This is a genomic window from Mesorhizobium sp. M7A.F.Ca.CA.004.06.1.1, from assembly GCF_003999135.1.
Classification (GTDB): domain Bacteria; phylum Pseudomonadota; class Alphaproteobacteria; order Rhizobiales; family Rhizobiaceae; genus Mesorhizobium.
This window is the reverse complement of record NZ_RZPQ01000382.1, coordinates 1-5,596: the sequence shown is the minus strand read 5'-3', so window position 1 is coordinate 5,596 and position 5,596 is coordinate 1. Positions and strand designations below refer to the sequence as shown.

At 61.2% G+C, this 5,596-nt stretch carries 5 protein-coding genes and 1 pseudogene; 5 read left to right on the top strand and 1 reads right to left on the bottom strand.

From position 1 onward, the window contains the following. Positions 1–946 (bottom strand): bifunctional helix-turn-helix transcriptional regulator/GNAT family N-acetyltransferase (locus EN906_RS21110; RefSeq protein WP_164777272.1); only part of this gene is annotated, 946 nt, incomplete at its 3' end. A 160-nt stretch (positions 947–1,106) separates the two neighbouring features. On the opposite strand from EN906_RS21110, the gene EN906_RS21105 reads away from it, so the two are divergent. From EN906_RS21105 to EN906_RS21085, 5 genes and pseudogenes are all read left to right on the top strand, one after another. Then, complete coding sequence (locus tag EN906_RS21105) at positions 1,107–1,391, top strand: acylphosphatase (RefSeq protein ID WP_127268654.1); 285 nt, start codon at positions 1,107–1,109, stop codon at positions 1,389–1,391. A 59-nt stretch (positions 1,392–1,450) separates the two neighbouring features. After that, a complete protein-coding gene (locus EN906_RS21100) occupies positions 1,451–2,101 on the top strand; it encodes a TetR/AcrR family transcriptional regulator (protein ID WP_127268653.1) in 651 nt (216 codons plus the stop codon). 66 nt (positions 2,102–2,167) lie between these two features. Then, on the top strand, positions 2,168–3,331 hold the full coding sequence (locus EN906_RS21095; protein WP_127272451.1) for an isovaleryl-CoA dehydrogenase: 1,164 nt from the start codon (positions 2,168–2,170) through the stop codon (positions 3,329–3,331). A 160-nt stretch (positions 3,332–3,491) separates the two neighbouring features. Continuing rightward, positions 3,492–4,319 (top strand): DUF1444 family protein, encoded by an 828-nt coding sequence (locus EN906_RS21090; RefSeq protein ID WP_164748953.1) that lies wholly within the window; start codon positions 3,492–3,494, stop codon positions 4,317–4,319. Positions 4,320–4,328: 9 nt separating this feature from the next. Beyond that, positions 4,329–5,582 (top strand): annotated as a pseudogene (locus EN906_RS21085) (carboxyl transferase domain-containing protein); the annotation flags it as partial. Between the last annotated feature and the right edge of the window lie 14 nt (positions 5,583–5,596).

Sequence of the window (5,596 nt, the reverse complement as noted above, 5' to 3'; positions counted from 1 at the left end):
TGTGGTGGTGCTCCTGCGAGACCAACCTGAAGCCGGCGCGTTCGTAAATTGCGCGCGCCGCGACGAGGATGTCGTTGGTCCACAGCACCAGCTTGGCGTAGCCGCAAGCCCGGGCCTGGTTCACGCATTCCGCGACCAGTCGTTTGCCGATGCCGAGGCCGCGCGCCGACGACTCGACATGCAGCATTCTCAGCTTGGCCACTTCGTCGTCCTGATGAACCAGGAACACCGCGCCGACCGGCTCACCACCGCGCTCTGCGATCCAGCAGAAATCGCGGCCGGGCACGAAATTGCGAATGAAATCGGCGCCGATCTCGGCGAGCATGGCCTCGAACTCGATCGTCCAGCCATATTCCTCGGCATAAAGTTGGGCCTGGCGCTGCACGACCCAGCCGACATCGCCGACGCGATGCGGCCGCAACGTCACCTCGCTGCTGTCACGGGTGCGATCGCCCAGCAATTCCCCCGCCTTGCGCAAGGCGCTGCGCAGTTCATGCAACCTGTCGTCGGGGACGCTTTCGATCAGCCGCGCCGTGTCCCGATCGGCCGCCGCCTGCAGTCTGGCAAGCGCTGCCTCGCCTCGTGAGGTCAGCGAGAGCACCCTTCGGCGCCGGTCAGCCGGGTCCGTTCTGGCCTCGGTCAGCCCCTGGCCCGCAAACTTGCGCAGGATCCGCGTCAGATAGGCGGCATCGACACGCAACTGTCTTGATATTTCGGAGGCCGCCGGGCCATTCTCCAGCCGAAAAGCACCAGCCAGGAAACCTCGCTCCCCGGCGATTTCGGCGGAAGCCGGGTTGCTGCGGTGACCCAGTTCGAACAGCACGCGCGCCTCGGTCAAAGTGAATGCACTTTGTGTCAGCGTCTCGTCGAGAAGGCCGACGGTGCGCGTGTAGAAGCGATTGAAGCGCCTGACATCGGCCACCAATGCGTTGCGTTCGTCCAACATCCGCAGCCATTCCTAAGGCAGCCGTATTTTCCAAAATTAGTGGACGGAGTCAATTAAATTTTGAGCCAGAGAGGCCAGCCATTGCGCTCGCGCGCAGTTCCCAGGTTGCATTCCTCACGCCACGCGCCAGATTCAAAACGAGACAGGCTTGGAGAGATTCATGGCTGATCGTCGCAGGGAAGTGCTGACGCGGGTCTACGGCAATGTGCAAGGCGTCGGCTTCAGGGCCTGGGCTCGGGATCAGGCCACGAGCCTTGGCCTTGCGGGCTGGGTCCGCAATGAGGCGGATGGGTCTGTAACGGCCCAGATCGCTGGGCTCGATGAGGCGGTCTCGAAAATGATCGAGCGCCTCTGGAAAGGGCCGGCCGGGGCTTCGGTCTCCAGGGTCGACGTCGAGGACTTGGCAACACAACACCTTCTTGTCGGGTTCAGGATCATTGCCTGAGCGCGCCGCCTTGAATTAATCGAACGTTCGTTTTATTATCACTCCACAGAGGAGCTGACATGGCGCGCACGACCGGATCCGATGGCGAAAAGACCGAAGCGACCATCCGTGGGGCGGCGGTCAACCTCATCGCGCGGTTTGGCTACGAAGCAATGTCGATGCGCCAGCTTGCCGCCGAGGTCGGCGTCCAGGCGGCCGCGCTCTACCGCTATTTTCCAACCAAGGAAGAGCTTCTGTTCACGCTGATGCGCGAGCACATGGAGGGTCTGGCCACAGCATGGGAAGCAGCCCGCCCGGCGGACGCAGATTCGGCGCAACTGCTCTCGGCCTATGTGCGCAATCACATCGCCTTTCATATCGAGCGACGGCACGCCACGCATGTGTCGAACATGGAATTGCGCAGCCTGTCGCCCGAACGGCTGACGCAGATCCTGCGCATGCGCACTGCCTACGAAAAGGAACTGCGCACTATTTTACGCGATGGCGCCGAGACGGGCACCTTCAGCATCGACGACACCGGGCTGACCGCCATGGCACTGATCCAGATGATGACTGGCGTCATCGTCTGGTTTCGGCCGGGCGAACGCCTGTCGATCGCCGAAGTGACCGCGACATATCTTTCAATGACAATGCGGCTCGTCGGCGCGAAGATCGACGCCTACAGCGCCGCGCGCCCCTTCGGGCGCGCAAAGGACGCTGCAGCATTTTGATTTCGCGCATGATCCCTTTCCGAAAATCAAAGTCGATTTTCGGGGTCATGCGCAGGGAGGAGAAAAATGTACACGAACACGCTCAGCTTCGGGCATGACGAGGAGATCGAGGCGCTGCGCGACTTGGTGCGGCGCTTCGCCCAGGACCGGATCGCTCCGATCGCCGCCGACATCGATCGCTCGAACGAATTTCCGGCGCATCTGTGGGGTGAACTCGGTGCGCTCGGCCTGCTCGGCATCACGGCCGATCCCGATTTCGGCGGCAGCGGCATGGGCTATCTCGCGCATGTGATCGCCGTCGAGGAAATCTCGCGCGCTTCGGCCTCGGTCGGCCTCTCCTATGGTGCTCATTCCAATCTCTGCGTCAACCAGATCAACCGCTGGGGAACGCCAGCGCAGAAGGGAAAATTCCTGCCGCCACTGTGCTCGGGCGAGCGGGTCGGCGCGCTGGCGATGTCGGAACCCGGCGCCGGCTCGGACGTCGTCTCGCTCAAGCTGCGTGCCGAAAAGCGCAACGACCGCTACGTGCTCAACGGCACCAAGATGTGGATCACCAACGGGCCTGACGCCGAGACCCTGGTCGTCTACGCCAAGACCGACCCGGACCTGAAATCGCGCGGCATCACCGCCTTCATCGTCGAGAAAGCGATGGCCGGGTTTTCCGTGGCGCAAAAGCTCGACAAGCTCGGCATGCGCGGCTCCAATACCGGCGAACTGGTTTTTTCGGATGTCGAAGTGCCGTTCGAAAACGTGCTGCACGAGGAGGGCCGTGGCGTCGAGGTGCTGATGTCGGGCCTCGACTATGAGCGCACCGTGCTTGCCGGCGGCCCGATCGGCCTGATGGCGGCATGCCTCGACGTGGCGATCCCCTACGTGCATGAGCGCAAGCAGTTCGGCCAGGCGATCGGCGAGTTCCAGCTGGTGCAAGGCAAGCTGGCCGACATGTACACGGTGATGAATGCCGCGCGCGCCTATGTCTATGCCGTTGCCGCCGCCTGCGACCGCGGCCAGACGACACGCAAGGACGCCGCCGGCTGCGTGCTGTTTGCCGCCGAGAAGGCGACGCTGATGGCCCTCGACGCCATCCAGCTGCTTGGCGGCAATGGCTATATCAACGACTATCCGACCGGCCGCCTGCTGCGCGACGCCAAGCTCTACGAGATCGGCGCCGGCACAAGCGAAATCCGCCGCTGGCTGATCGGCCGCGAGATCATGGCCGAGGGGATGTGATGCCTAGCAAGGGAATGCAAGTGTGCCGGACTGCGGATTGCTTGACACGTCAAACACCCATCTCGTGGGAGGCTGTAGTTTTGCGAGTATTGAGAGATAAGCAGGGCCATAGATGATCCTCTCATTGGCGCATCCAATCACAAGGCGGGGAATATTTGCGATGGCTTTGTTTTCCTCAATTGCGGGCTTTCTCGGACAAGCCAAGGCGCAGAAGCGGCGCTTCTCTGACATTGCGGAATTCAGAGGGCTCGTAATCGCCGCACTCAAACGGCAGCCGGGTGTCGATAGCGCTATCGTAGACCCATCGGATCCCGCAAAGATCAGTGCAAAAATCGGCGGCGTGGAAGTGACGCCCGACGTCACAAACGTGTTCGGCTACTTAAACTCATACCCCGACGAGGACGCTGATGCGGCTATAGACAGACTTGTCCGAAGCCTCACCGAAACGCGACCGACCAAGGCGAGCGAAGAAAATCTCATCGCGGTGATCCGGACCCAGCAATATGTCGAGCACCTCAAATCGATGGGTTTGGATTTGTTGTATGAACCGCTGGTTGGTGAGATCTCGGTTGTCTATATGGTCGACCTTCCGGATTCGGTGTCACCCGTGGCACCAAAAGACTTCCCAGGTCGGGCGCTTTCGGATTTGCGGGTCGTTGCGCTGGACAACGTAAAGAAATGGCTTCCTAGAATTGTTTCCGACGGAGAAGCCGCGTTAGCGTGCCTGTATTATGTCGACGGCAATACTATGTTGTCCACAAGCCTTATACTTTTTGACGATTTCTGGTTGTCAATCAAACCACAGTTTCCTGGCGATGTTTTGTTCGCTCTGCCACGCCGAGACCAGTTGTTCGTCTTCGATGCAGGCAATCCGCAAGCCCAAAGCGCGGCCAGGCAGATGATAGACGTTACGTTCAAGGACGGTTTCAATCTGCTGTCCGACAAGATTTTCGAACGCCGCAACGGCAAACTCCTGGCGCAGATGTAGGGGTTGGACATGGCTCCATTGCAAACCCAGATCTCCCCCTCCTCCGAAACCTTCCGTGCCAATGCCGAGCGCATGCGGGCGCTGGTCGCCGACATTGCGGAGAAGGCGGCGGCCGTCGAGCGCGGCGGCTCGGAGGAAGCGCGCGAACGGCATGTTTCGCGCGGCAAGCTGTTGCCGCGGGAGCGCTTGGCGCAATTGCTCGACACCGGCTCGCCCTTCCTCGAGATCGGCCAGTTCGCGGCATGGTCGATGTATGGCGAGGAGATCTCTTCGGCCGGCATGATCGCCGGCATCGGCCGCGTCGAAGGCACCGAAGTCATGGTCGTCGTCAACGACGCCACGGTGAAGGGCGGCACCTACTATCCGCTGACCGTGAAGAAGCATTTGCGGGCGCAGGAGATCGCGCTGCAGAACAATCTGCCTTGCATCTACCTCGTCGACAGCGGCGGCGCCAACCTGCCCAACCAGGACGAGGTGTTTCCCGACCGTGAGCATTTCGGCCGCATCTTCTACAACCAGGCCAACATGTCCGCCGCAGGCATTCCGCAGATCGCCTGCGTCATGGGTTCCTGCACGGCGGGCGGAGCGTATGTGCCGGCGATGTCCGACGAGACGATCATGGTGCGCAACCAGGCGACCATCTTCCTCGGCGGTCCGCCGCTGGTGAAGGCGGCCACTGGTGAAGACGTCAGCGCCGAGGATCTCGGCGGCGCCGATGTGCACACGCGGCTTTCCGGTGTTGCCGACCACTATGCACTCGACGACGACCATGCGCTCGCCATTTGCCGACGCATCGTCAAAAACCTGAATCGGAACAAGACTGTAAGTCTGAACTTACAGAAATCGATTCCGCCGCTTCATCCCGCGGATGAACTGTACGGCATCGTGCCTACCGACCTGCGCCAGCCCTATGACGTCCGCGAGGTGATCGCGCGCATCGTCGACGGTTCCGAATTCGACGAGTTCAAGCAGAATTACGGCACCACGCTGATCACCGGCTTTGCCCATCTGCATGGCATGCCGGTCGGCATGATCGCCAACAACGGCGTGCTGTTTTCCGAAAGCGCTGTGAAGGGCGCGCACTTCATCGAGCTGTGCTGCCAGCGTAAGATCCCGCTTGTCTTCCTGCAGAACATCACCGGCTTCATGGTCGGTCGAAAATATGAAGCAGGCGGCATCGCCAAGGACGGCGCCAAGCTGGTGATGGCGGTCGCCACCGCCAGGGTGCCGAAGATGACTGTCATCATCGGCGGTTCGTTCGGCGGCAGCAATTAATG

Excerpts from the sequence above, each read along its gene's own strand:
- EN906_RS21105 (WP_127268654.1), top strand. The coding sequence starts at position 1,107 with ATGGCTGATCGTCGCAGGGAAGTGCTGACGCGGGTCTACGGCAATGTG.
- EN906_RS21100 (WP_127268653.1), top strand. The coding sequence starts at position 1,451 with ATGGCGCGCACGACCGGATCCGATGGCGAAAAGACCGAAGCGACCATC.
- EN906_RS21095 (WP_127272451.1), top strand. The coding sequence starts at position 2,168 with ATGTACACGAACACGCTCAGCTTCGGGCATGACGAGGAGATCGAGGCG.
- EN906_RS21090 (WP_164748953.1), top strand. The coding sequence starts at position 3,492 with ATGGCTTTGTTTTCCTCAATTGCGGGCTTTCTCGGACAAGCCAAGGCG.